Annotated in this window: 1 pseudogene; it reads left to right on the top strand. The window is 47.6% G+C overall.

From position 1 onward, the window contains the following. Positions 1-225, top strand: a pseudogene (locus I6E38_RS15235) (IS1634 family transposase); the annotation flags it as partial.

Raw genomic sequence — 225 nt, 5'->3', positions numbered from 1 at the left:
AACAATGCAAATATAGCGGAACTTGAGGCGCACGGCTACAAGTATATAATAGGTGCGAAGATAAAGAATGAAAGTCATGAAGTCAAGAACTGGATACTGGAACAGCCCAAGCGCGACTGCCAAATGGTTGAATATGACAAAGGAGGCGGACACCGTCTCCTGGTCGGCTATACGGATGACCGTGCAAAGAAAGATGCCTATAACCGGGAGAAGGGAATACGCAGG

Origin of the sequence: Leyella stercorea (genome assembly GCF_021531355.1) — a bacterium.
Lineage (GTDB): Bacteria > Bacteroidota > Bacteroidia > Bacteroidales > Bacteroidaceae > Prevotella.
This window is presented reverse-complemented; position numbering and strand designations above follow the sequence as displayed.